This is a genomic window from Cohnella sp. CFH 77786, from assembly GCF_019400745.1.
Lineage (GTDB): Bacteria > Bacillota > Bacilli > Paenibacillales > Paenibacillaceae > Cohnella.
On the sequence record NZ_WJIB01000010.1, the window covers coordinates 169,986 to 196,112 of the forward strand.

At 57.4% G+C, this 26,127-nt stretch carries 24 protein-coding genes, 1 pseudogene and 1 riboswitch; of the genes and pseudogenes, 7 read left to right on the plus strand and 18 right to left on the minus strand.

What is annotated here, in order from left to right; all coding sequences use genetic code 11:
• Positions 1-27: 27 nt before the first annotated feature.
• Complete coding sequence (locus GE107_RS16280; protein ID WP_219641040.1) at positions 28-1,008, minus strand: LacI family DNA-binding transcriptional regulator; 981 nt, start codon at positions 1,006-1,008, stop codon at positions 28-30.
• Between the two features lie 1,307 nt (positions 1,009-2,315).
• Between GE107_RS16280 and GE107_RS16285 the strand changes: the two genes are divergently transcribed.
• The 7 genes from GE107_RS16285 (at position 2,316) to GE107_RS16315 (ending at position 11,013) form a co-directional block, all read left to right on the plus strand.
• A complete protein-coding gene (locus GE107_RS16285) occupies positions 2,316-4,049 on the plus strand; it encodes a cache domain-containing sensor histidine kinase (protein WP_219641041.1) in 1,734 nt (577 codons plus the stop codon).
• A complete protein-coding gene (locus GE107_RS16290) occupies positions 4,046-5,662 on the plus strand; it encodes a response regulator (protein WP_219641042.1) in 1,617 nt (538 codons plus the stop codon). Before GE107_RS16285 ends, GE107_RS16290 begins: the two co-directional genes overlap by 4 nt.
• A 101-nt stretch (positions 5,663-5,763) precedes the next feature.
• The gene (locus GE107_RS16295) at positions 5,764-7,122 is read left to right on the plus strand and encodes an ABC transporter substrate-binding protein (protein WP_219641043.1); all 1,359 of its coding nucleotides are present in this window, start codon (positions 5,764-5,766) and stop codon (positions 7,120-7,122) included.
• A gap of 95 nt (positions 7,123-7,217) precedes the next feature.
• On the plus strand, positions 7,218-8,162 hold the full coding sequence (locus GE107_RS16300) for a carbohydrate ABC transporter permease (protein ID WP_219641044.1): 945 nt from the start codon (positions 7,218-7,220) through the stop codon (positions 8,160-8,162).
• Positions 8,163-8,166: 4 nt separating this feature from the next.
• Entirely contained in the window at positions 8,167-9,012 is an 846-nt protein-coding gene (locus GE107_RS16305) for a carbohydrate ABC transporter permease (RefSeq protein WP_219641045.1), read from the plus strand.
• Between the two features lie 223 nt (positions 9,013-9,235).
• The gene (locus GE107_RS16310) at positions 9,236-9,835 is read left to right on the plus strand and encodes a hypothetical protein (RefSeq protein ID WP_219641046.1); all 600 of its coding nucleotides are present in this window, start codon (positions 9,236-9,238) and stop codon (positions 9,833-9,835) included.
• Positions 9,836-10,119: 284 nt separating this feature from the next.
• Complete coding sequence (locus tag GE107_RS16315; protein ID WP_219641047.1) at positions 10,120-11,013, plus strand: haloalkane dehalogenase; 894 nt, start codon at positions 10,120-10,122, stop codon at positions 11,011-11,013.
• Between the two features lie 6 nt (positions 11,014-11,019).
• Here GE107_RS16315 and GE107_RS16320 read toward each other — a convergent pair whose 3' ends face one another.
• The 17 genes and pseudogenes from GE107_RS16320 to GE107_RS27430 form a co-directional block, all read right to left on the minus strand.
• On the minus strand, positions 11,020-11,472 hold the full coding sequence (locus GE107_RS16320; RefSeq protein ID WP_219641048.1) for a MarR family winged helix-turn-helix transcriptional regulator: 453 nt from the start codon (positions 11,470-11,472) through the stop codon (positions 11,020-11,022).
• 227 nt (positions 11,473-11,699) lie between these two features.
• Positions 11,700-12,368, minus strand: coding sequence for an NAD(P)H-dependent oxidoreductase (locus tag GE107_RS16325; RefSeq protein WP_219641049.1), 669 nt, complete (start codon positions 12,366-12,368; stop codon positions 11,700-11,702).
• Between the two features lie 288 nt (positions 12,369-12,656).
• The gene (locus GE107_RS16330) at positions 12,657-13,196 is read right to left on the minus strand and encodes a histidine phosphatase family protein (RefSeq protein WP_219641050.1); all 540 of its coding nucleotides are present in this window, start codon (positions 13,194-13,196) and stop codon (positions 12,657-12,659) included.
• Positions 13,193-13,774 (minus strand): nitroreductase family protein, encoded by a 582-nt coding sequence (locus tag GE107_RS16335; RefSeq protein ID WP_219641051.1) that lies wholly within the window; start codon positions 13,772-13,774, stop codon positions 13,193-13,195. The genes GE107_RS16330 and GE107_RS16335 overlap by 4 nt, the downstream gene beginning before the upstream one ends.
• Positions 13,765-15,162: a cobyrinic acid a,c-diamide synthase CobB gene (locus GE107_RS16340; RefSeq protein ID WP_219641052.1), complete on the minus strand. Its 1,398-nt coding sequence runs from the start codon at positions 15,160-15,162 to the stop codon at positions 13,765-13,767. Before GE107_RS16340 ends, GE107_RS16335 begins: the two co-directional genes overlap by 10 nt.
• A gap of 40 nt (positions 15,163-15,202) precedes the next feature.
• Entirely contained in the window at positions 15,203-16,324 is a 1,122-nt protein-coding gene (locus GE107_RS16345) for a cobalt-precorrin 5A hydrolase (RefSeq protein WP_219641053.1), read from the minus strand.
• The gene (gene cobM / locus GE107_RS16350; RefSeq protein ID WP_219641054.1) at positions 16,321-17,097 is read right to left on the minus strand and encodes a precorrin-4 C(11)-methyltransferase; all 777 of its coding nucleotides are present in this window, start codon (positions 17,095-17,097) and stop codon (positions 16,321-16,323) included. Before cobM ends, GE107_RS16345 begins: the two co-directional genes overlap by 4 nt.
• Positions 17,094-17,816, minus strand: a complete 723-nt coding sequence (gene cobI / locus GE107_RS16355) for a precorrin-2 C(20)-methyltransferase (protein WP_219641055.1) — start codon at positions 17,814-17,816, stop codon at positions 17,094-17,096. The genes cobM and cobI overlap by 4 nt, the downstream gene beginning before the upstream one ends.
• Complete coding sequence (cbiE, locus tag GE107_RS16360; protein ID WP_219641056.1) at positions 17,809-19,044, minus strand: precorrin-6y C5,15-methyltransferase (decarboxylating) subunit CbiE; 1,236 nt, start codon at positions 19,042-19,044, stop codon at positions 17,809-17,811. The genes cobI and cbiE overlap by 8 nt, the downstream gene beginning before the upstream one ends.
• A 17-nt stretch (positions 19,045-19,061) precedes the next feature.
• Complete coding sequence (locus GE107_RS16365) at positions 19,062-20,156, minus strand: cobalt-precorrin-5B (C(1))-methyltransferase (protein WP_219641057.1); 1,095 nt, start codon at positions 20,154-20,156, stop codon at positions 19,062-19,064.
• Between the two features lie 5 nt (positions 20,157-20,161).
• Positions 20,162-20,812: a precorrin-8X methylmutase gene (locus GE107_RS16370; protein WP_219641058.1), complete on the minus strand. Its 651-nt coding sequence runs from the start codon at positions 20,810-20,812 to the stop codon at positions 20,162-20,164.
• Between the two features lie 16 nt (positions 20,813-20,828).
• Positions 20,829-21,608 (minus strand): precorrin-6A reductase, encoded by a 780-nt coding sequence (cobK, locus tag GE107_RS16375; protein ID WP_219641059.1) that lies wholly within the window; start codon positions 21,606-21,608, stop codon positions 20,829-20,831.
• A 2-nt stretch (positions 21,609-21,610) separates the two neighbouring features.
• On the minus strand, positions 21,611-22,720 hold the full coding sequence (locus GE107_RS16380; protein ID WP_219641060.1) for a sirohydrochlorin chelatase: 1,110 nt from the start codon (positions 22,718-22,720) through the stop codon (positions 21,611-21,613).
• Between the two features lie 17 nt (positions 22,721-22,737).
• Positions 22,738-24,489, minus strand: a complete 1,752-nt coding sequence (cobJ, locus tag GE107_RS16385; RefSeq protein WP_219641061.1) for a precorrin-3B C(17)-methyltransferase — start codon at positions 24,487-24,489, stop codon at positions 22,738-22,740.
• 22 nt (positions 24,490-24,511) lie between these two features.
• Positions 24,512-25,204 carry a HoxN/HupN/NixA family nickel/cobalt transporter gene (locus tag GE107_RS16390; protein WP_219641062.1) on the minus strand — a complete coding sequence of 231 codons (693 nt, stop codon included), beginning with the start codon at positions 25,202-25,204 and terminating at the stop codon, positions 24,512-24,514.
• A 180-nt stretch (positions 25,205-25,384) separates the two neighbouring features.
• Positions 25,385-25,605: riboswitch (cobalamin riboswitch) on the minus strand.
• Positions 25,606-25,621: 16 nt separating this feature from the next.
• The gene (locus GE107_RS16395) at positions 25,622-25,906 is read right to left on the minus strand and encodes a hypothetical protein (protein ID WP_219641063.1); all 285 of its coding nucleotides are present in this window, start codon (positions 25,904-25,906) and stop codon (positions 25,622-25,624) included.
• 6 nt (positions 25,907-25,912) lie between these two features.
• Positions 25,913-26,077 (minus strand): annotated as a pseudogene (locus tag GE107_RS27430) (integrase core domain-containing protein); the annotation flags it as partial.
• Between the last annotated feature and the right edge of the window lie 50 nt (positions 26,078-26,127).

Sequence of the window (26,127 nt, forward strand, 5' to 3'; positions counted from 1 at the left end):
ACCTTATGCAGCCAACCTCTTCAACCGCTAAGTCGTCTCGCCTTTCCTGAAATGGACGGGCAGACGGTACGTCTCCTGCTTCAGTTCCTCCCCCTCGATCCTGCGAATCAGGAGCTGTACGGAGGTTCGGGCCATTTCTTCCACGGGCTGCCGGATCGTGGATAACACGGGATGGAAGCAATCGTTATTCTGGATCCCGTCATAGCCGATCACCTTGACGTCCTCGGGAACCCGAATCCGATGCTCGCGGGCATGCTTCACATACCGGGCGGCCAGCAGGTCTCCGTTGGCGAATAATCCGTCGGTGCCGCGGAACTCTTCGGAAGCGAACAGCTTCGCAAAAGAAGTTTCCATGAGGTCTTCATCGGATGGGATCTCATAAATGCGAATGGGCATTCCCCGCTCCTTCGCCGCGTCCGTAAAGCCTTGTTTCCTGAGATCGACTTCACTATGCGCATACGACTGCGAGATAAATCCCAAGTAGGCCGGATGGTTGGCGCCTGCACCGACGAGTTCAGCAAGCGCCGTTCGTCCTCCCGCGTAGTTGTCCGAGGTTACGCAGGAAATCTCCTCTTTCACGTGACGATCGATGGTCACCATCGGAATGTTGGCCGTAATCCGATTCTGAATATCGTTGTACGTGATCCCGATGATGCCCGCCGCCTTGTTCTGGTTCAGCGTCTCGAAGTAGTACAGCTCTTTCTCGGGTTTTCTGTCGCTGTTGCAGAGGATCAATTTATAGCCGTTCCGGTCCAGTTCATCCTCGATGTAGTAAGCCAGCTCCGAGAAGAAAGGATGCCAGATGGTCGGAAGCAGGAGAGCGACGATATTCGATTTTTGCATTTTGAAATTTCTGGCCACTTCGTTCGGAATGTATTGAAGCTCTTCAATTGCAGCCAACACCTTGTCCCGGGTTTCGGGTTTGACGGCGGGATGGTTGTTGATCACCCGCGACACCGTCCCCACCGCGACTCCGGCCCGATCGGCCACTTGCTTAATGCTGGACATGTTCGATCGACCTCCAGGCCATCCGGTTCCTTTGAGTGGAAACGTTTCATCCGATTTGGAAACGTTTCATTTGAATTGATTCGAGTATAGCACAGGTTTGGAAACGTTTCAATAGGTGGTGTTGTATGTGTCTTGCGTTAATACTCCATTGTCGAAGAGATTATTATGTTTTCGGTTATCCCCTCGCGCTCCGTACGTGAGTAGAAATTGGATCATGGTCACAGTCGGCTGCGGCCTTGAATTTTCTTTCTCTATTTCTATTGGACAACCTTACCCGAAAAAGGTTCATAAGGATTACAAAAAAAATGACCAAAACTGCCACATTACAACCACTCGACCAGTATCACGTTCGACCTTATCGAAAGACTGTCCAGTTTGATTGGCGATGAATATTCGTTCCGTTTACTACGGCTAAGCTTCAATATCCTATTCGGCCAAGTCGTTATGCTGGAAATGGCGCAGCGACGTCGTTACCTGATGTCTTGTCTTTGTGGGACCCGATCCAGATGCGGCATTTTTCTCGAGTCAGCGTGCCTGATTCGCCCGTCGATCCAATTTAGACGGAAAACCTCCCACTAATTTCAATCATTTCGCAGATTTTGGATGATTAGAGGGAAAACCTCCCACTAATATCGCGGGAAATCCCAAATTGAGCGTGTAACGCTAAGATTAGAGGGAGGTTTTCCCTCTAATGTTCCATTTGCAGCCAAAGCGCAAAAATAGAGGGAGGTTTTCCGTCTAATCGCGCGGCTGCGAGAGAACTGACCATTTGAGGGCACCCCAGCCTTGATACACGTTACCCGTATCAATGATAAAAGGAGAGGCACCTGCCCCTCCTTCTTCATGCCGCCAAATCACAAGCGTTCCAGCTTATTCGCGGCCCCTCTTTCCCGCAGTACCGCGACCACATTCCCTTTTCCTCGATCTTTCGCGATGGCTATCGCCGATACACCGCCTTCCTGCTTGTCGTTAACGTCCGCTCCGCATTCGATGAAGAGCTCGATAATCTCCCGGTTATCATCATGAAAAGACAGGTATGGCCGTTGCTGTCGACCATGTTCGGTGCTGCACCGTGCTCTTCGCGTGGAGAATCGCTGAACTCATCCCGGTCGGATTGGCCCCCCTTACTTCGACATCCATCTTTGTTTCCCTTCTTCTTGAATTCGTCTAAGGATTACTTCCTTCCTGCTTATGAGAGTGCCGTCCGACTTCCAAGCAATTATGCTAGACAAGGGCCTCTTTCCATTCCAAAATAAAAGCACCGTTGCTCTCAACGAGAATATGCGGATGGAAACGGGGACGAGACGATGAAGTTCATTCGGATTCGCATGAAGATTTTCCTGGCCATGATCGCGGCGACGGCCGTTCCGCTCGGCATCACGTCCACTATTATTTTCTACCAAGTTTCGCGCAGCATCGACGACGACCAGGCCTTCGCCAAGATCCGGGTGGAGCAGGATATCAAGGACCGGATCGAGGGATTCTTCGAGGATCTTAATGAAACCGCTTACCAAATTTATTCGAATTCCGATCTGATCGAGACGATCGCGCTCGACAAAGAGTTTCAGACCGAAAGCCGAACGTACGACACGGTGAAGGACATCGAGCAATTCTTCTTCGACGTATATTACCAATCCCGCGTGAAAGACATCATGGGCATGTACCTGCTCCGCAATAACGGCGAGCTGCTCGGCAACTTTTTTCCCACCCTCCATCCGAGTTACGAACAAGCCTACTACGACGATTTGCTTGCCCGGGTCCGAAACAATGGGTACCGACCGCTCATGTTGATCCATTATAAAAGCGAGTACGGCGAGCCGGCCATCCAATTCCTCTACCCCGTGCGATATCGCGGCGCGCCGAGCGGCCTGCTCGTGATCGATCTCAAGGAGAAAACGTTCCGTCAGCAGATTGAGCGGTATAACGCGTTCTACCGGGGCGAGGTCGCTCTTCTGTCGTCCGGCGGCGTCGCGCTGTACGATACCGATCCGGCCAAGGTCGGCCAAGCGCTGCCGCCGGCTTCGCCCGCAGACCATCGAACCGTCCAGATCAAGACGACGTTGGACAAGTCGGGTTGGACGCTCCTGTACCGCTACCAGATCGATCCGGAGCAAATCCTGTACCGCAATCTGGCCGCGGCGATGATCGGCGTCGCCGCGCTGCTCGCGATCTTCCTCTCGCTCGGACTCAGCTTCAATATCACGAAGCCGATCGTCCATCTCCACCGGAACATGGGCCGGATCCAAATCGGCGACTATGACGCGCGGGTAGACGTGAAGACGCAGGACGAGATCGGGTTCCTCGGCAACCAGTTCAACCGGATGGCCGAGCAAATCCAGCGGTTGGTCGAGCACGACCTGAAGCTGCGGCTGATGAACCAGGAGACGCAGATCAAAGCGCTGCAGGCGCAGATCTCGCCGCATTTCCTGTTCAACACGCTGCAAATGATGGCGGGTATCGCGGAGTTCAACCGGGTGCCGGACCTTAAGATGATCTGCCAATCGCTCAGCAACATGTACCGGTACAACATGGACATCGACCGCGAATGGGTCCGCCTGCGCGACGAAATCATGCACATCCGCAATTATTTGGCGATCATCAACAAGCGCTACGCCGGCGCGATCCGCTTCCGCCTCCATACCGAACCTGGCGCTTCCGATTGGCGGATTCCGAAGCTGATCCTTCAGCCGATCGTGGAGAATGCCGTCGAGCACGGACTGATCCCCGGATCCCGCAAGCGTAAGCTGCTTCGCATGTCCGTGCGCGCAGACCGGGCGAACGGCATGCTGACGATCCACATCCTGGATAACGGCGCCGGGATAGAGGATGCCGCATCCCTCGCGCTGGATTCCGGGCTCGAGCCGCACGCAACGGCGGTGCAGCGGGCACAGCAGGACGAGCAGGCCTCCATCGGGCTCGCCAATGTCCACGCCCGGATCCGGCTCATCTGCGGCCCGTCTTGCGGCTTGCGCCTGACGAGCCGCCGCGGCGTCGGCACCTGCGTCACGTTCACTCTTCCCCTGAAGGAGGCAGACGAATGATCAAGGTCATTATCGCGGACGATGAATCGACCGTACATGAACAGCTTCGGCTGCTCATCCCATGGGATGAGCTCGGTTGGGAGATCGCCGGCCATGCCTACAACGGAGACGAGGCGCGTCAGCTTGTGGAAGCGTTTCGCCCCCATCTCGTCATCACCGATATCCGAATGCCGCTGATGGACGGCCTGTCGTTCATGAAATGGCTGGAGCAATCCGGCCTGAATGCCAAAGTGATCGTGCTCAGCGGTTACGGGGATTTCGAATACTCCCGGTCGGCTTTCCTGCTCGGGGCGTACGATTATTTGCTGAAGCCGATCCAGGAAGCCGAGCTTCTGATGGCGCTGAGCAAGGCCGTGGAGCAGATCCGCCGGGATTCCCGCACGATGGCCGACCGGATCAACGACAAGGCCGTGCTCAACCAAGGGCTGACTTTGATGCGGGACGAATTCTTCTCCCGGATTGTCGGGGATACGACCCTGGAAGAGAACGAGATGATCGTTCGCGCCGAACAGCTGCTCCTCACGCTGCCTGACGAAGGATACGCCGCCGTGCTGGTTCATTTTCCCGATCTCGACGAACACGTCTACCAGCGCTACGACGGCGACCGCGGCTTGTTCTATTTCGCCGTGCGCAACGTCATGCACGAGATGCTTGGCCCCGCCTCCGTCGTCTATCGCAATCTGCACCGGACATCCGAATTCGTGTTCCTGTACCCCGGGACGCCGCGTTCTGCCCGCGATTTGGAGGATCGTCTGAAGCGGCTCCGCCTGTCGCTCGGCCAATACGTCAAGGCCCAGGCGATGATCGGCGTCAGCGGCTGGAAGCAGCGGCCGGGCAAGCTTCCCGCGGCTTACGCGGAAGCGGCGCATGCCTTGGAGACGATTCCGCTGAGCTTCGAGCACCCGATCGCGTTTTACGGCAAGCCCATCTCTTCCCCTCAACCCGCGGACAGCGGCAGCGCCGGAATGGACGAGATCGTTGTCCTGACCGACACGCTGCTCACCACCGGCGGGCTACGCGAGGGCGAACGGCTGCTCGGCAAGCTGGAGTCGTTCCTCGGGCGGGCCGCGGCTCAGCTGACCGTCGCCGAATGGCGGAAGGCCGTCTCGACGCTCATCGGCAAGCTGGAGCACCGGGCCTCCGGCGAAGAGACGCTGCTGCTCGTCCATGAAGCCCGGCTGGGCGCGCAAGAGCTGAGGATTAGCCAGGTGAACGATTTACTCCGCAAAATGTTCGAAACGATCCTCCAAGGCGCGACGGGAGAGCCGAAGGCCAAGAGCGGGAAGCAGCTCGTGGACACGATCAAGGCCTACATCGACTCGCATTACCGTACCGTTTCGCTGGAAGAGATCGCCTCGACGTTCTATTTGAACAAGAATTATTTCTGCTCGCTGTTCAAGGGCGTGACCGGCGAGAGCTTCATGGAATATTTGACCGGACGGCGAATGGAGCAGGCGAAGCGGCTGCTCGCGGAAAGCGAGCTCAAGACGTACGAGATCGCGGACCGGGTCGGATACGGCGACCAGCGCTATTTCAGCCAGGTGTTCCGGAAGCATGCAGGCTGTCAGCCTACCCAGTACCGGCAGAGGATTCGAGCCTCGGAGAAACCTTAATATTTTGAACAAGGTGCTGAAGATTGCGTCATACCGGCTCATGCGGGGTTCCTTATACAATGGAAATGCAACCACCACAAGACAAGGAGAGGGGCTACACCATGAAGTTAAAAGCAATCTCCGGCATCCTCGCGATGGCGCTCATTCTGACGCTGCTGGCAGCTTGCGGCAGCAAGGGATCGAGCGAGAACGGTTCCTCCGCGAGCCCAAGCGCATCGGAATCCGCATCGGCTTCGGCGAGCGCGTCCGAATCGGCCGGCAGCGGCGACTCGGGCAAACCGATCACCCTGAACATGTGGGCCGCGCTCGACAGCACGGAAGCCGGCAAGAAGACGCTGGCTAAGATCGAAGCGTTCAACAACCTGCAGAAGGACGTGCAAGTGAACGTCCAAATCATCAGCTACGACGTCATGCACGACAAGCTGATCGCGGCCATCAACGCCGGCGACGCGCCGGATCTGACCTGGGGCCTAAGCGAATGGTTCGGGGAACTGAACAAAATGGACGCGTTGGCGGACATGACCCCTTATATCGACAAATGGGAAGACAAATCGAAAATCTTCCCGAACGTCCTGGACGCGGTCACCGTCGACGGCAAAGTGAAGGCGCTTCCGAACTACCTCGGAATCCGCGCGCTGCTGTACCACAAGGATATACTGGCACAAGCAGGCTACAACGCGCCCCCGAAAACATGGGATGAGCTGCTGAAGATGGCTTCGGTCATCAAGGAGAAGACGGGCAAGGAAGCGTTCGGCATCGCCGGCAAAGGCGTTCGCTCTCCACAGGAACTCATGATGTATTTGGCCCAGAATGGCCTTACGGTCGCGGACCGGCAAGCCGACGGCAAATACAAGAATACGTGGGCGGACAATCCGGACCAGCTGAAGAAAGCGGCAGAGGTATTCAAATTCTACCAAGATCTGCTGGCGACGAAGACGATCAAGTCCGACGCCAAGACGTGGGGATGGGAAGAGGAAGACCAGAACTTCGCGCTCGGCCAATATGCGATGGTCGTCAACGGCCCGTGGATGGAAGGCCGCGCGAAGGATAATCCCGATACGATGAAGGACGTGGAGATCGCCGCTCCGATTTACAGCGAGAAGCCGGCCACGTTCCTGGAAGTCGCGATGCTGTTCCCGTTCAAGTCGGATCACCCGGACGCGACTTGGAAGCTGGCTTCCTACCTGATCGGCAAGGACTACCAAACCGAGATCAACTATGCCGGCAACTCCCCGCGTTCCGATGTCCAAGCGACGAACAAGTGGGGCAAGGATTTCCTCGCCCTCGCGCCGCAAGGTCAAGTATTCCCGCCGGTATCGCTCAGCGGAATCACGACCGCGCTGGAAGATTCCCTCGCCCGGGCGATGCTGAAGAACGACAAGCCGGAGGTCGTAGCACAATGGCTGTCCGATGCCATCAACGAGAGCTTGAGGAAAACGGGAGAACTTAGCGGAAGCTGATTGCAGGGATTAACAGACCAGTCCGGAAGCGCGGACGATCCGCGTTTCCGGACTCGCCTCCTTCTTGGCATCCCGCGGAAAAAGTGGTGAGAGACATGCACAGGGCCGAAACGGAAAAGCGCCCGCTCCCGGCCATCCGGCTGCGGAGCTCGATCAGCCCGAGAGAGAAACGGTTCAAACGAATCGCGTACTTGTACATCCTGCCTGCCGTCGTGTTCTTTATTCTGTTGAACGCTTACCCGCTGATCACCGTCTTGTGGGACAGCTTTCAATTCAAGTCGCTCGTGAACAAGACGCTCACCGGCTTCGCCGGACTGGCGAATTACCGGGAGGTTGTCCACAACGAATATTTCCGTACCGCGCTTTGGAATACTGTGGTATGGACCGTGTTGTCCGTCGCCGGCGAATATCTTTTCGGGATCATCACCGCTCTCGCGCTGAATCAGAATGTCAAGGGACGCACGCTGTTCCGCGCCTTCATCATCGTGCCATGGGTCGTGCCGATCCTCATTGCCGGCCTGACCTGGACGTGGATGCTGACGCCGGATTACGGCGTGATCAACCTCTGGCTGGTCAAGCTGGGCCTGCTCAAGGAGCCTTATTACTGGCTCGGGGAACTGAATACCGCCCTGCTGACGGTCGTTTTCGTCAATATATGGCGGAGCTTCCCCTTCTACACGATCAGCCTGCTCGCCGCCTTGCAATCCGTGTCGCGCGATATCATCGAGGCGGCCGCCATCGACGGCGCCGGCATCCGCACGCGGTTCTGGCGGATCGTGATGCCCCAGCTGAAGACCGTGTCCCTGACGATTATTTTCATCCATGTCATCTGGACGGCGATCAACTTCGATTTCATCTTCATCATGACGGAAGGCGGGCCGCTTCATTCTTCGGAGACGCTGCCCATCATGATCTACCGCTACGCCATGGAGGAATACAACTTCGGCAATGCCTCCGCGCTCGCATCGATGATGCTCGGCTTCATGATGAGCGGATTTATCCTATACTACCTGATCAGCGTCAGGAAGAACCGGGGGTGAGCGGATGCTGATGAGCCGCGGCAAACGACGTTTCCTGACGATCGCGACCTACGTGATTCTGGTCGGTTTTTCGACCTACTGCCTGTTTCCATTTCTGTGGATGGTCGTCACCTCCCTGAAGCCGACGGACCTGATCCGGTCGACGAATCCGAGCTTCTGGGTCCCCCATCCGACGTTCGAACATTACGACAACGTGCTCACTCGCTCGTCCTTTCTCACGTTTTTCAAGAACAGCATGGTCATTAGCGTGACCGTGACGCTGGCCGCCCTGCTCGTCTCGATCTTCGCGGGCTACACGCTGAGCCGGTTCATGCGGTTCCACGGTATCAAAGCCGTCAGCTTCGCGATGCTGCTGTCGCAGATGATTCCCGGCGTGCTGCTGCTGATTCCGCTGTATCTGACGATGAAGAACCTGCATTTACTGAATACGTCTTGGTCGCTGATTCTCGCGTATACAACGTTCACGGTCCCGCTCTGTACCTTCATGATGAAGAGCTTCTTCGACTCCGTGCCGCTCGAAATGGAAGAGTCCGCGGAAATCGACGGGTGTTCGAGAACCGGGATCATTTTCCGAATCCTGATGCCGGTCTCGCTGCCCAGCCTGGTCTCCACGTCGCTGTTCGCCTTCCTGAACGCCTGGAACGAGTTCCTGTTCGGCTTCGTCTTCATCAACGATGAAGCGAAGCGGACGCTGACGCCCGGGATCAGCCTGTTCCGGGGCCAATTCCAGACCGACTGGGGTTCCCTCATGTCCGCTTCGGTGCTGTGCGTTATTCCGGTCGTCCTCATCTTCGTGTTCCTGCAGCGGTTTCTGATCGAGGGGATGACGGCGGGGGCCGTGAAGGGGTAATGGAGCGGCTGAATAAAAGGCCAAACTTACTGCGATTTGAGAGCTGATTCGTTGGAGTCAGCTCTTTTTTATTTTGGCTTAGGTGATGGCCACCGCGTATTCGTCTCCTAGCAAGATTGATTTTCTCCCCCCATAATCTGGAGAAATGAAACACGGCAACATTTCGGCTTGCCCTTCGTCTATTATGTAGACACACATTTCTCAACGGAATGGGAGAAGTTAAATGAATCCGAAAAGAATTTGGTGGATCGGGTTGTCTATTTTAATGCTATCCGCTTGCGGGAATCGACCTGATCTCGTTGCCTCCAAAGTCGAAAGGAATCAAGATGCTCCTTCCTCACAAACACAGCAATCGGACCCCATCTTGGAATTCCAGAGAGAAGTGATTCCGATTGTAGAGTCTGCCGTGCACGCGCAATTTCCGAAGGCAGACTACGGAGATGCATTCTTTGCGCAAGCCGATTATTACTATGATAACGATAATCTTAAGGTTGTTTTCCTGGTCGATAAAGAACATACGAAAGAAATGACAGCCATCCGCAAGGAGTTGGAAGATAAGCTTCGCGATAAAGTCGTATTTAAGAAAGCAAAGTACAACCCAAAATTCCTTCAAGATACGGCAAAGGAAGTTAGCGATTACTTATTCTCCAAAACACTCAGCGGATACAATAGCAATTCCTCACACAGTGTTGGATACAACACCAAGGAAGAAGCAATCGAGATCAAAGGCAAATTCAACGATGAACAAATCGCCGACCTCAAGCAACACTTTAATGCGGATATGTTGAAAATCACGAATGAAGAATTTCATTCAGGTTTTTAAGCGAGTACGATAACCAGGATTGACGTCCAAGTCGGCATTCTCGATGCCTCTCTGGATGGTCGTGACTTCCCTGAGGCCGACTTCTGAATTTCAGCTACTTTGGCGGTTGACATAAAAAGGAAGGCAGCATATAATGAGGATGTAAGCAATCACTTGCATTTGTGATCGGTTGTTCGCTAGGGCTATGTCCCCCTGGCACTTTTTATTGCCAATGGTGCAAGTAAGTACTTGCATTATAGCCGCGCTGTTGTTACAACAAACAAATTTTAAAAGGAGTTGGGAACATGAGGTTGGAAGGCAGAACCGCAGAAGGATTTCCTTATGAGAAGAAGCGTCGGCAGGTTTTAGGGTTGGAGATGGCGTATGTGGAGGTTGGTAGCGGGGATCCGATCGTTTTCCTGCATGGCAATCCCTCCTCCTCCTATCTATGGCGAAACATTATTCCGTATGCACAACAGCATGGACGCTGCATTGCTCCTGATCTTATCGGCATGGGAGACTCGGCGAAACTCCCGGACAGCGGTCCAGGCTCTTACACTTTTGTAGAGCATAGACGTTATCTGGATGAACTTCTGGATCAACTTGGCGTAAAGCAAAACATTGTTTTCGTGGTGCACGATTGGGGCTCGGCTCTCGGCTTCGATTGGGCGCGCCGCCATCCCAACGCGGTGAAAGGCATTGTCTACATGGAGGCGATTATCCAATCACGAAGTTGGAACGAGATACCGGAGACCGGACGCAAAATCTTTCAGAAACTTCGGTCCCCGGAAGGTGAACAAATGGTGTTGGAACAAAACTCCTTCATTGAAGTCAATCTTCCGATGACCATCATTCGCAAGTTATCGGAAGAAGAAACGGCTCAATATCGTCGACCTTTTGCAGAGCCAGGCGAAGCTCGTCGGCCAACATTAACCTGGGCGCGTCAGCTTCCGTTTGATGGAGAGCCGGCGGATGTGTCTGAAATCGTTGCTGCTTACGGAGATTGGTTGGCACAAAGTCCCGTTCCCAAGCTCTTCATTCGAAGCGAGCCAGGCATGATGCCGCAATCGCACGTTGATTTTTGCCGCACCTGGCGTTCACAAACTGAGGTCGCAGTGAAGGGGCTCCACTATCCCCAGGAAGATGCTCCGGATGATGTTGGTGCTGCCCTTGCGGCTTGGCTGAAAGATCTGAAATAGGTCTCACTATGGCGAGGGATCAGGTTGGGCATTTAAACTTTCCAAATTTTTCCGCATCTGCGACAGCACATTCTCAAGAACCCGGCGTTCTTCTGCGCTGACATTGGCAAGCACTTCCTTCATGAAGCGCTCTTTTACTTCCAGAGAAGATCCGATCTGTTCACGCCCATGATCGGTTAAGCAAACAAGTATGATGCGATTGTCCTCAGACTTCCTTCTTCTTAATACCATGCCGCCCGCTTCAAGCTGTTTGACATGTCTTGTGATGGCTGCACTATCGATATTCACCTTCTTTTGAAGGTCGCTTTGACTGATCTCGTCAACTTGATAGAGCACGGAGAGTATTTCCAAGCGGGTTTGGCTGGCACCTGTGCTTGCTTCGAACTTCGTGCCAATCATTTTGTTTACCCAATACAGTTGAAGAAAAATCCCAGCTTCTTGTGAATAACGCGTATTCATTAACCATCCCCTCTTTCCTTTTTGCATAAGTCCTTTTGCAAAATTATTGACGTATCAACCATTGATCATTCAATCATATACAACTTCATTTCTTCTTTACAAGTCCATTTCTGCTTTATTGTGGTCGGCCAACCTACCGTGCCGCTCAACGGGATCGCGACACGGTATCAATTGCCCTTGGCCATCAGCCGCGGCTTACCTCAGCAATGCATCCCCGTGGCCTTTGATTATCTCCACTCCACAATCTCCTCGAGACGCTGTCTAGCTTTCGGACGTTTGGGATCCTCTTGCCGATAGCCGAAAGCGGCCATACAGGCTGCGCCGAAATCGTTGCCGTTCATGATGCCTTCCTTGTGTAAAATAGAGATCACCCTCTGTGGATCAAAGCCTTCGATCGGACAAGAATCAATTCCGATTTGAGCCGCGGCTGTCATCATATTTCCCAATGCGATATAGGCTTGTTTGCTTGCCCATTCAAAAATAAGACGGTCATTATCTTCAAGTCTGGTTTCGACAAAGGATTTATAGATCTTAGAAACGAATTGTACAGTTTCTTCAGGCATATGCTGGATTTCTTTCATCATCTTCATAACGTGATCCGAATCATGCCTTAGACCTGCTTCTCCTCTGGCCAATATAATGACGAAATGGCTCGCAGTGGGCAGTTGTCCTTGAGCGCCGACGCAAGCTGGTCTTAATTTTTCGCGAAGCGCGGCATCCTGAACGACAACAAACCTCCAAGGCTCGAGACCAAAGGAGCTCGGCGATAATCTTCCGGTCTCCAAAATAAAACGAAAATCATCATCCGAAATCTTCTTGTGGGCATCAAATACCTTGCAAGCATGTCTGAACCGGTAAGCTTTTAAAATTTCTTGTTTTTTATTTTCCGTGATCATGCGAAATCAACCTTTCATTTCGGTTTTTTCGTTCCTGAAGCAATAAGGCTTCTGTCTCGCTTTCCCTCCTCGTTGCGTAGTCGATGATACCCTAACAATTGATACATCAATTATTGATGTATCAATTGTTGATATCTCAATTATATGCAGCACATCTTTTTTTGCAAGCCGCTTCTTTACTTTTGGGATAACTTCGCGGCTGGAACTCCCCTAGAAAGCGAAAAAGAAGCAATCCCACCAGCCCTTGTTAAGCGGAGGGGTTGCTTCTTTTACAATTGAGCTTTCGCATCACACCAACCATTCCCGGTAACACCCGTTCCCGATGATGCCGGCCGGCGTTCCCAGGATTTCGGCAATGCGCTTGATGACGCTTCCATGCGTAACAACGAGAACCGTGCGGCCGCCATAGGCTTGACGAAGCCAATCCAGTCCGGACTGGATTCGTTCCGTAACCGTTTGAAGCGGCTCGATGCCGTACGAAGAATCGCGAATTCGTTCCACGTCGGGGATCCCGCAGCGGAGACGGATTTCGCAGGCCGTCAGACCCTCTAGTTGGCCGAACGAACGCTCGCGGAACCAAGCACTCTCCGTTACGGGAACTCCGAGCAGCTCTCCGCACAGCTCAGCGGATTGCCGAGCCCGCCGAAGCGGACTCGTCACGATCCCCGCAAACGGTTGACGGCATTCGTCTTTCAACCGGCCGCATACGGCGCGGATTTGGGCCATCCCCGCCTCGGTAAGCGGAACGTCCTTCGTCCCTTGAATCCGACGTTCCGCGTTCCAGGTGGTTTCCCCATGACGAAGAAAGAGGACGCGGCAACCGTTCACCTGCTCTCACTATCCAGTTCAAGCAGCCATGTCGTTTTGTCGGCGTAACCGGTCCGCTTGGTTGCAGGCGGCTCTTCCGCCGGGTATCCGACGAAGAGGGTTCCGATCACTTTGCGGTTAGCCGGAGCCCCGATCAAACGATGCATCCGATCGTCATGGACGAGCCCGATTCCTCTCGTTCTCCATACGAAGCCGAGCCCCAGCTCGTCCGCGGCGAGCCACATCGAGTGAATGGCGCAGGCCGCCGCATATTCGTTATCCCTCGATGAATCGGGGTCGCCGGGAATGATATCCGAAGTCACGACAATCACGAGCGGCGTGCTCAGAAGCACCTTCAGCGACTCTTCCACCAAATGGGGCTTGGTCGGGAACCTCTCCCGAAGATACGCATGCGCGGCTTCCTCGTATTGCCGCTTCGCTTCCCCGCGGATCACGTAGAAATGCCAAGGCTCGCGCAGCCGGTCGTTCGGCGCCCAGGTCGCAGCCTCCAGCAGCGCGGCGATCTTGTCCTCCTCCACCGGCTCCGGCCGCAAGTTCCGTACGGCTCTGCGTTTTCGCAGCATTTCCCTCATCGACATCCGTCCCTCTCCTCTCGATAACGCGCGCACTTCGCGACGAAGCGTTCCGCCAGACCGGGCTCGGAGGCGAAATGGAAATGCGTATAGCCTGCGACCACGTTGCGGAACAAGACGCCTTCCTTCTTCAAACCGCGCATCCCCTTTGTTTCATAGGCATGAACGGGATTCGCCTCTCCCTCGGGCTCGAATACGGAATAATGAAACTCGTGCCCCTTCGCGCGATGATCAGGCCCAATGAAGAAGTTGCCTTCCGTTCCGGTTATTTCACGATAACCCAGCGCGGCCAGCTTCGTCTGCATCTTCACCCGGCCCGGAACAAGCCCGAGCATCGGGAACGTCCGGCCTTGCGTATCTTCGATTTCCCTGGTCAGGTACATGAACCCGCCGCATTCCGCGAGCGTCGGCAGTCCCGCTTCGATCCTGCCGCGGATGGACGCTTGGACTCGATCGTCGGCCGCCAGCTCGGCGGCGAACTGTTCGGGAAACCCTCCGCCGATGTACAGACCGTCCGCTTCCTCCGGCAGCGTCTCACCGGCAAGCGGCGAGAAATAGACAAGCTTCGCCCCGAAGGCCTCGAGCAGCTCCAAATTCTCGGGATAGTAGAAATGGAAAGCGGCGTCTTTGGCCACGGCGATCTTCGCTCGATACTCCGCAGAGCCGAAGCGAGGGGCGAATAACGTTTCTCCAGCTTCCACGGGGCCGGCTTCCGCAAGCCGCATCAGCAGGTCCAGGTCGCAGGTTGCCGATATGGCTTCGGCCAGCCTGTCGAACAACGGCTGAAGGTCCCCCCGTTCAATCGAAGGGACGAGCCCCAGATGCCTTTCCGGTATTTCGAAAGTCTCCTCCCGCTTCAAATGCCCGATGACCGGAATGCCGCACTCCTGCTCGATCGCCTCTTGCACGAGCCGGTAATGGTTGTCGCTGCCGATCCGGTTGGCGATGACGCCGGCGATGCGGACGCGGGGATCGAACATTTGAAAGCCCTTGACGATCGCCGCGGCGCTGCGCGCCATACTGTGGCAATTCACGACTAGCACGGCGGGGCCGTCGAGCAGAATGCCGATTTCCGCCGTGCTGCCTTCGTTCGTTCGCGGATTTTTCCCATCGTAATAGCCCATCACGCCCTCGATCACGGAAATATCCGCATCCTGGGCCGCGCGGTTGTAGATTTGTCTCATGACATCGGGCGGGAACATCCAGCTGTCCAAGTTGCGGGAGACTCTTCCGGTCGCCGCGGCATGGTAAGTCGGATCGATATAGTCCGGACCGCATTTGAACCCCTGCACCCGATAACCCTTCCGGCGAAGAGCGGCCATGAGTCCGATGGTGACGGTCGTTTTGCCCACGCCGCTCCCCGTCCCGGCCACGATGATCCTTCGATGCGGCATCCGGCAGGATCCTCCTTTCGCTCCGAAATGCTGAAAATGACTAGTGCCGGAAGAGTCCTACCGAAATCGTAACGTTGCCGGACTTCTTCTTGACCAGCGCCAACCGGTCCGCGCCCGTGTACAGCTTGGCGGCGGGCTCGCTGACGGCGTAGGCTCCGGTGTATTTGTACACCGTCTCCGACGGCTCCTCGACGGCGACGCCGTTCAACTGCTCCGGCGCATACGTGACCAGCGGCCAGCCGTACCGCGCGCAAACCTCGAGCAGTCCCGCTTCGTCCTTCTTGAGGTCGATCGTGCAGACGGCCTTCACGCTGCGGATGGAAAAGCCCAGCTCCCCGAGCGTATCCGCCATCACCGCTTCGATCTCCGAGGCCGGCGTTCCGCGGTTGCAGCCGATTCCGAGCGCGATGACCTTGGGGCGGTACAGAACCCCATTCGCCAGAATGGCTTCTTCTTCCGGCGACAGCAGGCGGTGGGTGACGACCAAGGCGGCGTCCGGGCCGGACGCCAGCGCTTCGGCCACCGATCCGAACGTGCGGATATGGCCCGGCAGCGGCGTATCGTACGGCCACCAGCCCCGTTCCCCGGATTCCTGCACGACCGCGATCCGCTCTTCGTTGACGACGGAAGCGCTGACCGGCGTCAGCTTGTCCGCCGATTCCCACTCCCAGCCGAACCGCCGGCCGAACAGGTCGACGGCGATCGTCTTCTGCACGTCGGAAGCGGTAGTAACCACCGCCCTGGCCCCGATGGCCGCGGCCACCTCCTGCGTCAGCTCGTTCGCCCCGCCGAGATGGCCCGACAGCACGCTGATGACGTGCTCCCCTTTATCGTCGATCACCACGATGCCAGGGTCCGTTTTCTTATCCTGAAGCAGAGGGGCGATCATCCGGACGACCGCGCCCAGCGAGATGATGCAGATGATGCCTTTGTAAGCCGGAAACAAAGCGGGAAAGAGCAGCCGGACGCTTCCTTCGAACAGCCGGAAACCCCGCGCTTCTTCATCCCCCTTGGCAAACTTGCTCATATAGTACAGATCCGAATGCGAAAACGAGCTTCCCAGCTTCCGCGCCAATTCGACCCCATGCTTCGTGATCGCAATGACGGCCACGTCGCCACGCGGCTTAATTTCCGGAACGATCCCTTCCTCCAGCCGGATCATGGCTTCACTCCCTTGCGGAACCGGTGGGTGAACGCCTTGTCGTACAGCTTGGAGCGGTATTGCTCGTTCGCGTGAATGTCCGGATCGAGCGCCCAGCCCGCCAGAATCATCGCATGGGAGCGAATGCCGTTCTTGCGCATGTCCTCGTCGAGGTTCGCCAGCGTCGTGCGCACGATCACCTGATCGGGCCAAGTCGCCCGCTGCACGACCGCCACCGGCGTCTCGTCGCTCCAGCCCGCCTCCCGCAGCTCGGCCGCTACCTTTTTCGTTAGCGTGGCGCTTAGGAACAAGGCGATCGTGCAATGGTGCGAAGCCAAGTCCTTCAGCTGCTCCAGCTCCGGCACGGGCGTGCGGCCTTCCGCGCGGGTGAGGATCAGCGTCTGGGTCAGCTCCGGAATGGTCAGCTCCGCGCCGACAGCCGCCGCCGAGGCGAAGACGGAGCTGACGCCGGGGACGATCTCGCAGCCGATCCCTTCCTTCTTCAGCAGCGCGATCTGCTCCATGGTCGCTCCGAAAACCGCCGGATCCCCGGTGTGAACGCGCGCCACCAGCTTGCCTTCCTTGACCCGGTCCGCCATGAGGCGGACCATTGCCTCCAGGTCCATCCCCGCGCTTCTGACGATTTCCGCCTCCGGCTTGGCGCGGGCGATCAGCTCGTCGTTCACGAGCGAATCGGTGTAAAGCACGACGTCCGCCTGCTGCAGGATGCGCAAGCCTTTCACCGTAATGAGATCGGGATCGCCCGGCCCGGCTCCGATGATGTAAATTTTCATTTTCTCACCACCATGAGCGTCAAATATTCCAGCTCCCGTCCTTGCAGCTCTTCGACATTCCGCCAGATCGACTCTTCCGGGGACGTCACCTTGGTCAGCACGGACGCCTTGCCGACCAACCGCAAATCGCGGAGGACGGACAGCATCAGATCGATCACCTTCGCCACTTTGATGAACACGACGCAGTCGTGCTCCTCGATCGCTTTGCGCATCGCGTCGTAATCGTCCGTCGCCGGCACGATCGCGACCTGCTCGTCTCCGTCGGCCAGCGGAACGCCGAGCCGGGCGGCGGAGGCGTTGACGGAGGAAATGCCGGGAACGGCCACCGAACGCACCTCCGGATGGCGTTCCTGCATCAGTCTCATGAGATGGATATAAGTGCTGTAGATCATCGGATCGCCTTCCGTCACGAAGGCGACGTCCTTGCCTTGGCTCAAATGCTCCCAAACCGCCCGGACCGTCTTGTCCCACTGCTTCTCCAGCGCTTCCCGGTCCTTCGTCATCGGGAACGTCAGGCCGATCATCTCTTTCTCCTGCGTGTTCACGTACAGCTCCGCAATGGTCAGGGCGTAGCTCTTGGCGCCCATCTTCTTGCGGGGATAGGCGATCACCGGACTTTCCTTCATGATCCGGAAAGCTTTGACGGTAATGAGCTCCGGGTCCCCGGGTCCGACACCCAGCCCGTACAACGTTCCCAACCGGTTTTCCGCGTCAGTCACTGCCGTTCTCCTCCTCCTCTCCGCTCTCTTCCTTGCGCCATGCGGTCACGATGTAGACCGGATTAAGCCCTTCGAACCGCGTCATGTCCAGGATGGGCTTGCTCCGCGCCGCCTGGAGAAGCGTGACGTCCGTCTCGAAGCCTTCCTCGGCCATCGCCCGCGTCGCTTCATACAGCGTCTCGATCGTCGACGCGTTCAGCACGATCCGGCCTCCAGGCTTTAACCGGCCGCAGCATTGCTGAAGCAGCTCGCGCAGCTCGCCTCCGCTGCCGCCGATGAAGACGGCGTCCGGGTCGGGGAAACGTTCCAGCCCCTGCGGCGCTTTGCCGTGGACGAACGTAATGTCCGCGCGGAATTTCCGCATGTTCTCCAGGGCGTTCTGCAAATCCCCCTCGTTCTTCTCGATGCCGAATACCGCTCCGTCTCTCGCCAGCTTGGCCGCCTCGATCGCGACGGAGCCGGTGCACGTCCCGATGTCCCACACCGTGCTGTCCGGCTTCAGCTGAAGCCGGGCGAGGCTCAGCACCCGGACTTCCCGCTTCGTAATCAAGCCCTTGTCCGGCTTGCGCTGGGCGAACTGATGGTCGGGGATGCCAAGCGGCCAGAACGGAGAGTCGCCCTGCTTGCGCAAGATGACGACGTTCAGCGGCGAGAATTGCCCGTCCTGCAGCTCCTCCAAGTCGTACCAGCCGGTCTTCTCCTCCGCCCCGCCGAGATTTTCCGCCACGAACGCCCGATACTCCCGCATGCCGAAAGAAAGCAAATACCGGGCAATCGCGGCGGGATCGTTCGCCTGGTCCGTCAGCAGAGCCACCTTCTCCTTGCCGTCGATCCGCTGCGCGAGCCCCTTCATATCCCGGCCGTGCACGCTCGTTAAATAAGCGTCCTGCCAGCTTTCTCCCATTCGGGCGAAGGCCAGCTGGACGGAACTTAGGCTCGGGTATACGTCCGCATCCAGCTTGCTCGCCAAATACCCGCCGATGCCGTAAAACAACGGATCCCCCGACGCCAGAACGACCGTGCGGCGCTTCTCAGAACGCAGCTTCGACGCCAGCTCCGCAAGGCCGCCTCTGATCGCCATCTTCTCTCCCGCGTATTCGGGAAAAAAGCCCAGCTGCCGTTCCCCGCCGACCAGCAGCTCGCACCGCTCGATCCATTCCGCATACAGCGGCGGCAGACCGGTCCGGCCGTCATCCCCGATGCCGACGATTTTGACGTTCTTCTCCACCAGCTCTCCTCCCCGCGTTACCCTTGCAAGCCAGCCCGTCCGAGCATAGCTCCCTTCATCGAAATCAGGATCGTCTCGATCTCCATGCCGTCCCCCGTTTCCCGCAAGCCGGCCCGGCAGCAGGCCTCGCACAGCTTCTGGAAAAAGAGGGCGTTGCCCCGTTCCTGCATCATGTCCCCGACCTGCGCGGCGGTGTTGGCCCGGCGGATTTCCTCCACTTCCATAGGAGCGGCGCCGGCCTCCTCCGCCACCTGCGCCAGGAAGCCGAAATCGACGGGAGCGCTCTTGGAATGCACCATCATGACGCCCTGCGCCACCTTGGAAAACTTGCCCATCATCCCGACCAGCGTCACTTTCTTCACGCCCTGCCTGCGGCATTGCAGCAACGAGAAACCGACGAAATCGCCCATCTCGACGAACGCTTCCTCCGGCAGCTCCGGGTACGTCTCCATGCCGAAATTCTCGCTTCGTCCCCCCGTCGACAGCACGAGATGCCCGCACCCGCACTTCACGGCCACGCGGATCGCCTGCGCCACGCTCGCTTTGTACGCCGCCGTGGAGAAGGGCACGACGATGCCGCGCGTGCCCAGGATCGAAATCCCGCCGATAATGCCCAGCCGGCCGTTCAGCGTCTTCTTGGCGATTTCTTCGCCGTCCGGAACGGAAACGATCACCCGGATCCCCCGTTCGATGTCGAATTCGTTCAGCACCGCTTGCACCGACTCGCGGATCATTTTGCGCGGGACCGGATTAATGGCCGCTTCTCCGACCGGGACCGGCAGCCCCGGTTTCGTCACCCGGCCGACGCCGATTCCGCCGTCCAGCACGATTCCCGGCTCCCCTGCCCACGAGACCTCGGCGATGATGCGCGCCCCATGGGTCGCGTCGGGGTCGTCGCCCGCGTCCTTGATCACTTCCGCCTCCGCGCGAGCCTCATCGAATTCGCAGCGCACGAGCCGGAAGGTCGCCTCCTCCCCGATCGGCAGCCGGATGGTCACTTCCTGCTGGGGCTCCTGGAGAATCAACGCCGTTAATGCCGCTTTGGCCGCGGCGGTCGCGCAGGAGCCGGTCGTGTAGCCGGTGCGAAGCGGTTTGCCGTCCGTCCCGCTCATCGTGGTTACCCCCGGCGCTCCGCGAGCAGGGAGATGGCGTTGACGGCCGCCACGGCAACGGGGCTCCCGCCTTTTCGCCCGATATTCGTGATGAAAGGCACGTCCAGCTTGGCCAGCTCCTCCTTCGACTCCGCCGCGGAGACGAAGCCGACCGGCACTCCGACGATCAAGCCCGGCTTGGCCTCTCCTTCCTTGACCAGCCGGATGAGCTCGAGCAAGGCGGTCGGCGCGTTGCCGATTGCGAAGATGCCGCCTTCCGCTTCCCGCACCGCTTTGCGGATCGATACGATCGCCCTCGTCGTGTTGAGCCGCTTCGCTTCCTCCATCACGTCGGGATCGGAAATGTAGACCCGAACGTCCCCGCCGAATTTCTCGATCCGCGGCTTGCTGATGCCGACCTGCACCATTTGCACGTCGGCGACGACGGTTCTTCCGCTCCGGACCGCCCGAATCCCGGCTTCAATCGCATCGCGATGGAAGACGAGGCTGCGGCCCAGCTCGAAATCGGCGGACGCGTGAATGACCCGCTGCACGACCGGATACTGCTCCGCCGTGAAGGGATGCTCCCCGAGCTCTTCGGTAATGATTTCGAAGCTCTTCTCCTCGATCTCCTGAGGTTGTACGGTCAAAGGCTTGAATTCCGTGCGAAAATCCATCCCGATCTCTCCCAGCTTACCGTTGTTGGGGCCGAAGCCATTCGTCCAGCTGTCCGACCACGCCGGCATAATCCGAAAACATTGTGCCGAATTCGATCTGCGGCCTGCCGATGACGATCGTCTCGATGCCCATTTCCATCGCGGCCTCCAGCTTCTCGTCGACCGCCCCGACTTTGCCGCTTTCTTTCGTTATCATTAGCGTTACCCCGAATTGGGAATAGAGCGCCTTGTTCAGCTCTTTCGAGAAGGGCCCCTGCATCGCAACGATATTCTTCTGCTCGATGCCGAGCTCTTCGCATTTCTCCATATTGTCTTTCCGCGGAAGCATGCGGGCTACGAGCCTTGTATCGGGAAGAGGCAGCAGCTTCTCCGCGAAGATCTGCAGCGTCTTGCTGCCCGTCGTGAGCATGATCACGCCCCGCTTCGCCGCGGCCGCTTCCGCGGCTTGCGCGTAATCGTCGACGTAGATGACGCTGCCTTGCCCTTCGAACGAGACGTTCTCGCGCTCGTAGCGGATGTACGGCACGCCCGCTTCCTTCGCCGCCGCCATCGCGTTGCGGTGCGCTTCTTCGGCGAACGGATGGCTGGCGTCGACGACCGCCTCCATCCGTCGGCCGCGAATGAGCTCCGCCATCTCGGGCGCGGTCAATCGGCCGACCCGCACGGCGATCCCCGCTTCCTCCAGGCTTCTGGCCGCATTGTCGGTCACGACCGTCGCCAGAACCTCATGGCCCGCCTCCCGGATCCGCAGCGCGAGCTCGCGAGCGTCGCTGGTTCCGCACAGCATCAGAATCATCGTTATTCTCCCCGATTCAGCCCATGAACGTGAACGTGTTTGTGATCATGGCGGTCGTGATCATGGTCGTGATCATGGTCGTGATCATGGTCGTGATCATGGTCGTGATCATGGTCGTGGTCGTGATCATGGTTGTGATCGTGGCCGTGATCATGGACGTGGTCGTGATCATGGTGATGATGATCGTGGCTGTGGCTGTGATCATGATGATGGTGGTGATGGTGATGGTGATCGTGGGCGTGATCATGGTGATGGTGATCGTGGCCATGATCGTGGTCGTGATGGTGATGATGGTGATGATGGCCGCCATGCTCCATCGCGTGAAGCCGGAACTGGCACATGTCGCAGTTCATTTTCACTTCATCCCGCAGCGCCTCTTCCGCCCGCTCCAGCAAAATATGCTGCAGCTCGGGATGGAAGCCGAAGTATTCGGCCATCGAGAAGCGATGCTCCGGATAGCGCCTCGCGAAATCCTCCCTCATCTGCTCCATCCGTTTGATCAGGACGCCCGTAAACAGAAAATAGGGCAGCAGGATCACGTGTTTGGCCCCCAGCTTCAGGCAGCGCTCCACCCCTTCTTCCACCAGCGGGGACGTTACCCCGATGAAGGCGGTTTCGACCCATTTCACCTTCAACTTCTCCCACAGCAGGCGGGAAATCTTGAACAGATCGCTGTTCGCGTCGGAATCGCTGCTGCCCCGGCCCACGACCAGAAGGGCCGTATCTTCGGACAGCCCCTCCTCCGGATCGAACCCCGACTCCCGCAGGCGGGACGTCAGGATATCCAGCACCCGGTCGTGCACGCCGATCGGTCTGCCGTAGATGAATTCCACGTCGGGATAGAGCTCCCGCGCTTCGTCGATGGCCGCCGGAATATGCAGCTTGGCATGCCCTGCCGAGAACAGCGTAATCGGAACGACGGCAACCCTCGTCGCTCCGCGCGCGATGCTGCGGGCGAACCCTTGGGGCAGACCCGGCTCCTCGAATTCCAGGAAACAGGTTTCCACGATCGGTTCCGCCAGCCGGTCCGCGATCGAATGCACGAAAGCCCTTACCTCATCGTTGCCTTCCGGGTCCCTGCTCCCGTGTCCTACGAACAATACTGCATTCATCCGCATTCTCCCCTCTTTTAATCGCCGCAAACGGCATCCTCGATCACGAATGCCGGCACGTCCCGATGCCGGTACCCTTCGATTTCTTTCACTCTCTTGAAAAATTTATGGAACCGCTCGTTCGGGTGACCATCCAACGCATAGGCAGCGACAATCCGTTCGATCGTCTCCACCAGCCGCTCCGGCTCGATCCCTTCGGCCACCGGCTGCGCGGCGTGGGCGTTGCGCCCTACCGTTTTGCCGCCGAGAAAGAGATCGAACTTCTCTCTGCGGTAGACGATTCCGATGTCCTCGTGAACCGCGCCGTAACAAGCCATTCCGCAGCCGTTAAACCCGATTCGCAGCTCTTTGGGCACCTTCATGCCGCCGAGCTTCCGCTGCAGCGTTTCCGCATAGGGAACGGATTCCCCTTTTTCCATGTTGCAGAAGTCGCATGCCTTGATCTGCACGACATCGCCGATCGGCGCCAGAGCGAAGCCTTCCTCGCGCAAGCGGGAAGCGAGCGCTTCCGGTTCGGACGTCGGAACGCGCACAATCAGGTGATGATGCGGCGAATATTCGATCGTGCCCTTGTCTCCGGCGATCTCGGCGAGCGCCAGCATCTGCCGGGCGGTGAACTGCTTGTTCGCAAGACCGGAGCTGAGCGCGAACTCCAGAATCGACTCCTGCCGGAACAACGGGGCCGCATACGCGGCATTGTCCGCGCCGGCGATGCCTTTGCTGCGCTCAACCAGCCTCAGCGCTTCCGCCGCCAGTTCGAACGGAGTGGCATGAATCGCCTTCATCGCGGAGGCAGCCGGCCGCTCCCGCGTCTCCGCTGATCCGGACCGATCCGCCCCCCCCGGCCATTCCGATCGTTCCTCAAGCTCCTCCGATTGCCCGTCTTCCGAATCCTCCCACAGGTAATCGTCATCGTCCGCGCCGTCGTCCCCCTGCTTCAGGGCCCAAGGCTCCGCCTCGCTTTGCAGCCGCTGATGCGGTTTCAAAGGCTGAACGTCCGCATCCAGCGTATATTTGCGCTGATAGCCCCGCGGCGTGATCATCAACCCGTCATAGATGCGGGTCGTCGAATTGCCGATGATCACGGTCGTCAGCATGCCGATGTCGTGCTCCAGCATGCCGCCGAGCGTGGAGAGCACCACGTTCTGACGATCGCGGTAAGCGCTTTTGACAATGCCGACGGGCGTATCGGGCGAACGGTGCTTCAGAAGAATGCGCTGCGTCTCTACGATTTGCCGGGTTCTTCTCCCGCTGCGGGGGTTATAGAGCGCGATGACGAAATCGGCTGACGCGGCCGCCTCCACCCGCTTGGCGATCAGTTCCCACGGAGTCAGATGGTCGCTTAGGCTGATCGTGCAAGCATCGTGCATTACCGGCGCGCCGAGAAGAGACGCCGCGGAGTTGATGGCCGAGATGCCGGGAATGATCTCTACCTGCACGCCGGTCTCTTGACGCCACCCTTTCTCCATCAGCACCTCGTAAACCAGACCCGCCATCCCGTACACGCCCGCGTCGCCGCTGGAAATGACGGCCACCTTTTTCCCCGCTTCGGCCTGCCTGACCGCCTCCTGAGCCCGGCTTACCTCCTCCGTCATCCCGGTTCTGACGATCTCCTGGTCCGTCAGCAGCTCCCGGATCAGATCGACGTAGGTGTTGTAGCCAATGACGACGTCGCTCTCCTCCAGCGCTTCGCGGGCCCGTTTGGTGATGTGCTCGAAGCTTCCCGGACCAAAACCGATGATGAGAAGCTTCCCCCTGGACTCCCTCATTCGAGCTCCTTCCTTCCTGCGGTTATACGCCGCCGAGAATCAAGGCGCCAAGCACCACGCTGTACACCCCGGTCACGAACCCGAGCGCGAGAAACAAGCTTTTCTTGAACCGGAGCAACCGGAACCCCCATGAAGCCGCAAAGGTAACAAGCGAAGTCGCCACCAGAAGTCCCACCGTGAAAAAGACGATTTGGACGGCCGCCGCAGCAATGTTGCTTAGACCTACCGTCGACGAGATAAGGGCGACCTGCGTAGGCGTCTCCGCTCCAATGCCGTGGATGATGCCGATGACGAACGCTCCGATGATACCGATTCGGGCCGCGTCCGTCGATTTTTTACGGCTTCCGTTTCTTCCGAACAAACGTCTCAAGCTCTGATAGACCATCTCGAAGCGGCTCACGTACTGATAATTTTCCCGTTGCTTGAAGATCGAGAATAAGATGAGAGCGCCCAGTACGAGAAGACTGGCCCCCACCAGCACCTCCATCGATTTGACGAAGCCCTCGGGAAGGTGCGTTCCGACCAGCACGGCGGCGATGCCGATCACGAGCACGATGGCGCCGTGTCCAAGCGCGTACATCAGCCCCATCAGCACCTGTTTGCGCTTATGCGTTTCTACCCCGACCATATCCGCGATCGCGGCGACATGATCCGAATCGAGCCCGTGCCGGAATCCCATCAAGATAAAGACCATAGGAAACATTAACCATTCCATGTGTTCGAATTCCCCGTTTCCGCTTTTTTTGAAGTCAACAAAAAAAGCACTTCCAACACAACGTGTTAGAAATGCTCCGCAAGAACAATCGCTTGAAGCCCGAAAATCGCCGCTGACAGCGATCGCCAAGTTCATTCGACCTGCCCGATCTCTAACACCTCCCTAAGTCCTCGTAGGTTAACAGTGTTGTTAAAACAGGCAGGTCTCCTGACTTGGAGCTTTATTCCGGCGTCTTCCCAAGTTTCCTCAGTGACATTATGCCGGAAAAAGGACCGATCTCCGCGATCGGCGGCTCCTTACAGTGGCGGGTCCGTGTCGGATTTTCACCGAACTTCCCTATTAAGCTGAATAGCATGACTGCGTCCAGTACGCTAAGCAGCACCTGTTTCCAAATATTCTGTTGTCGTATGTACTATATCATTCTGATTCAATGTATGTCCATGATGGAGATTTATTCCCATTGATCGAACGGGCAGCCGTTGACCCGTCTCCGACAGTCAGGGCGAGACGATCGCCGCGCAAGGAAATATATTCGATAGAATGGAGGTCGGTGGAGCGTTTCAGTCGATTCAGGAGCGATTGGTCCGCCTCGTTCGCATAAGCCTCCAAGTCGCCGGCCGGCCAACGGTCCATCTCCTCTTCGTCGACCGCTTCCACAACCACATAACTTTGCGGCCGCATAAACTTTTTTACGTCAAACAACTGGTGTGCTAATCCTTTGTGCCGTTGGCTTGGCGTTATAAAAATTTAGTCCGCTATGGCGATGCTCATCGTTGTACCAGCTAACAAATTGCATGACCCATTCACGCGTTTCTCTAACAACGTTGTTCCCTTCATCGGGCTTCCGTTATCCGAGTGAAGCACGAGCGGTTGCTGACGGATCACGCATTGCTCTCTACGCAAATCTTTATGAATCTGGCAAA

What these genes read in the sequence shown, in the direction of transcription:
- GE107_RS16310 (WP_219641046.1), top strand. Translation starts at nt 9,236, where the DNA reads ATGAATCCGAAAAGAATTTGGTGGATCGGGTTGTCTATTTTAATGCTA.
- GE107_RS16340 (WP_219641052.1), bottom strand. Translation starts at nt 15,162, where the DNA reads ATGCCGCATCGAAGGATCATCGTGGCCGGGACGGGGAGCGGCGTGGGC.
- GE107_RS16345 (WP_219641053.1), bottom strand. Translation starts at nt 16,324, where the DNA reads ATGATCCGGCTGGAGGAAGGGATCGTTCCGGAAATTAAGCCGCGTGGC.
- cobJ (WP_219641061.1), bottom strand. Translation starts at nt 24,489, where the DNA reads ATGAGGGAGTCCAGGGGGAAGCTTCTCATCATCGGTTTTGGTCCGGGA.
- GE107_RS16335 (WP_219641051.1), bottom strand. Translation starts at nt 13,774, where the DNA reads ATGTCGATGAGGGAAATGCTGCGAAAACGCAGAGCCGTACGGAACTTG.
- GE107_RS16365 (WP_219641057.1), bottom strand. Translation starts at nt 20,156, where the DNA reads ATGAGCGGGACGGACGGCAAACCGCTTCGCACCGGCTACACGACCGGC.
- GE107_RS16295 (WP_219641043.1), top strand. Translation starts at nt 5,764, where the DNA reads ATGAAGTTAAAAGCAATCTCCGGCATCCTCGCGATGGCGCTCATTCTG.
- GE107_RS16300 (WP_219641044.1), top strand. Translation starts at nt 7,218, where the DNA reads ATGCACAGGGCCGAAACGGAAAAGCGCCCGCTCCCGGCCATCCGGCTG.
- GE107_RS16305 (WP_219641045.1), top strand. Translation starts at nt 8,167, where the DNA reads ATGCTGATGAGCCGCGGCAAACGACGTTTCCTGACGATCGCGACCTAC.
- GE107_RS16285 (WP_219641041.1), top strand. Translation starts at nt 2,316, where the DNA reads ATGAAGTTCATTCGGATTCGCATGAAGATTTTCCTGGCCATGATCGCG.
- cobM (WP_219641054.1), bottom strand. Translation starts at nt 17,097, where the DNA reads ATGAAAATTTACATCATCGGAGCCGGGCCGGGCGATCCCGATCTCATT.
- GE107_RS16390 (WP_219641062.1), bottom strand. Translation starts at nt 25,204, where the DNA reads ATGGAATGGTTAATGTTTCCTATGGTCTTTATCTTGATGGGATTCCGG.
- GE107_RS16280 (WP_219641040.1), bottom strand. Translation starts at nt 1,008, where the DNA reads ATGTCCAGCATTAAGCAAGTGGCCGATCGGGCCGGAGTCGCGGTGGGG.
- GE107_RS16290 (WP_219641042.1), top strand. Translation starts at nt 4,046, where the DNA reads ATGATCAAGGTCATTATCGCGGACGATGAATCGACCGTACATGAACAG.
- cobK (WP_219641059.1), bottom strand. Translation starts at nt 21,608, where the DNA reads ATGATTCTGATGCTGTGCGGAACCAGCGACGCTCGCGAGCTCGCGCTG.
- GE107_RS16380 (WP_219641060.1), bottom strand. Translation starts at nt 22,720, where the DNA reads ATGAATGCAGTATTGTTCGTAGGACACGGGAGCAGGGACCCGGAAGGC.
- GE107_RS16320 (WP_219641048.1), bottom strand. Translation starts at nt 11,472, where the DNA reads ATGAATACGCGTTATTCACAAGAAGCTGGGATTTTTCTTCAACTGTAT.
- GE107_RS16315 (WP_219641047.1), top strand. Translation starts at nt 10,120, where the DNA reads ATGAGGTTGGAAGGCAGAACCGCAGAAGGATTTCCTTATGAGAAGAAG.
- GE107_RS16325 (WP_219641049.1), bottom strand. Translation starts at nt 12,368, where the DNA reads ATGATCACGGAAAATAAAAAACAAGAAATTTTAAAAGCTTACCGGTTC.
- GE107_RS16370 (WP_219641058.1), bottom strand. Translation starts at nt 20,812, where the DNA reads ATGGATTTTCGCACGGAATTCAAGCCTTTGACCGTACAACCTCAGGAG.